This is a genomic window from Aquabacterium sp. UBA2148, assembly GCF_002328915.1.
Lineage (GTDB): Bacteria > Pseudomonadota > Gammaproteobacteria > Burkholderiales > Burkholderiaceae_C > Aquabacterium > Aquabacterium parvum.
On the sequence record NZ_DCXA01000136.1, the window covers coordinates 4,452 to 6,576 of the forward strand.

Consider the following 2,125-nt stretch of genomic DNA (forward strand, 5'->3'; position numbering starts at 1 on the left):
CCGCAGCAGGCCGATGAGCTGTTGATCAACCGTGTCCATGGTTGATCAATTTGCCAGAAAGCACTGCCGAAGTGGCAATTTTCTGGCACATCTTGCTCAATTCTGGCGATTTTCATTGCCTCCGCTCGGTGAGAGACTGGCCCCAACGCAGACGGAGGCCACCATGAAACACCCTGCGAGCATCCCCACCACCCGCACCCGGTTCCTGGGCGTGGACGACGTGGCCCGCATCCTGCGCACCCTGGGCCTGAGACGCTGCCTCGGTGGCCTGGTCGCCGCGCTGGACGCCGACTTCCGTCGCTGGCCCGAGTTCGACACTTGCGCGCGCGTCGCCAGCCATTCGCCCGAGGGCGTGATCGAGCTCATGCCCATCTCCGACGGGCGGCACTACAGCTTCAAGTACGTCAACGGCCACCCGGGCAACCACCGCCACCACCTGCCCACGGTGATGGCCTTTGGCGTGCTCGCCGAGGTCAACACCGGGGCGCCCCTGTTGTTGTCCGAACTCACACTGACCACGGCCCTGCGCACCGCAGCCACATCGGTGCTGGCCGCACGCGCCTTGGCCCGTGCAGACAGCCACGTCATGGCCGTGATCGGCAACGGCGCGCAGGCCGACTTCCAGTGCCTGGCGTTTCACCACCTGCTCGGCGTCCAGGAGGTGCGGCTGTTCGACCTCGACCCGGCGGCCACCGCCAAGCTGGCGCACAACCTCGCCGAACACACCCACGGCACGCTGAAGGTCACGCCCTGCGCCAGCACCGCCGAGGCCGTGCAGGGCGCCGACATCGTCACCACGCTGACGGCCGACAAGGCCTGCGCCACCATCGTCACCGCCGACATGCTGCGCCCCGGCATGCACCTCAACGCCGTGGGAGGCGACTGCCCCGGCAAGACCGAGCTGGCCGCTGGCGTGCTGCAGGCCGCGCGTGTATTCGTCGAGTACGAGCCGCAAACGCGTGTCGAGGGCGACATCCAACAAATGCCTGCCGATTTCCCTGTCACCGAGCTTTGGCGCGTGCTCAGCGGCCAGGCACCAGGACGCCTCGGCGATGAGGACGTCACCGTCTTCGACTCCGTCGGCTTCGCGCTGGAAGATTTCACCGCGCTGCGCTTCATGCGAGACTGCGCGGACGCACTCGGCATCCTGCAGACGCTGTCCCTGGTGCCCGCGCCCGCCAACCCCAAGGACCTGCTTGGCCTGCTGTCGCCCACACCGACAAACGCCCAGCAGCCCAAGCCCCGGCACGCCGCATGAGCCCCCACACGCCAACGCGCCATCGACACGTCAGCCTGATCGGTGCCCCCACCGACATAGGCGCCAGCTGCATCGGCGCCCGCATGGGCCCAGGCGCCTTGAGGGTGGCTGGCCTGGCCGACGCCCTGGCGCGCTGCGGCCTGCAGGTGCAGGACCTGGGTGACCTGCACGGCCCCGACAACCCTTGCCAGCCCGCCATCGACGGCTGGCGGCACCTTCGCGAGGTCACCACCTGGAACGAGCGGGTGCACGCGGTGGTGCACGGCGAGCTGGCCAGCGGGCGGCTGCCCATCTTGCTGGGGGGCGATCACTGCCTGGCCATCGGCTCGATCAGCGCCGTGGCTCGCCACTGCCGCGCCATGGGCAAGCGCTTGCGCGTGCTCTGGCTCGATGCCCACGCCGACTTCAACACCGCCGAACTCACGCCCACCGGCAACCTGCATGGCATGCCTGTGGCCTGCCTGTGCGGTCACGGCCCGCAAGCCCTGACGAGCCTGGGCGGACACACGCCGGCGCTCGATGCCAGCGAGCTGCGCCAGATCGGCATCCGCAGCGTGGACGAAGGCGAAAAACGCCTGGTGCACGCTTTAGGCATCGAGGTCTTCGACATGCGCCACATCGATGAGCACGGCATGCGCCAGACCATGGAGCAGGCCCTGCTCGGCCTGGACGAGAACACCCACCTGCACGTGAGCCTGGACGTCGACTGCCTGGACCCCAACATCGCCCCTGGCGTGGGCACGCCCGTGCGCGGTGGCCCCACTTACCGCGAGGCCCAGCTCTGCATGGAGATGATCGCCGACACCGGCCTGCTGGGCTCGCTGGACGTGGTCGAGCTCAACCCTGCGCTGGACGTGCGCAACCAGA

The 2,125-nt window shown here is 68.5% G+C and carries 2 protein-coding genes; both read left to right on the top strand.

The window, feature by feature from the left end; translation table 11 throughout:
- Positions 1–163 precede the first annotated feature (163 nt).
- Positions 164–1,258: an ornithine cyclodeaminase gene (locus B2W70_RS07435; protein ID WP_286744358.1), complete on the top strand. Its 1,095-nt coding sequence runs from the start codon at positions 164–166 to the stop codon at positions 1,256–1,258.
- Positions 1,255–2,125: arginase (rocF, locus tag B2W70_RS07440; protein ID WP_286744361.1), on the top strand; the 871-nt coding region annotated here is incomplete at its 3' end. The genes B2W70_RS07435 and rocF, both read left to right, overlap by 4 nt.

Coding starts and splice junctions, on each gene's coding strand:
- B2W70_RS07435 (WP_286744358.1), top strand. CDS start 164: ATGAAACACCCTGCGAGCATCCCCACCACCCGCACCCGGTTCCTGGGC.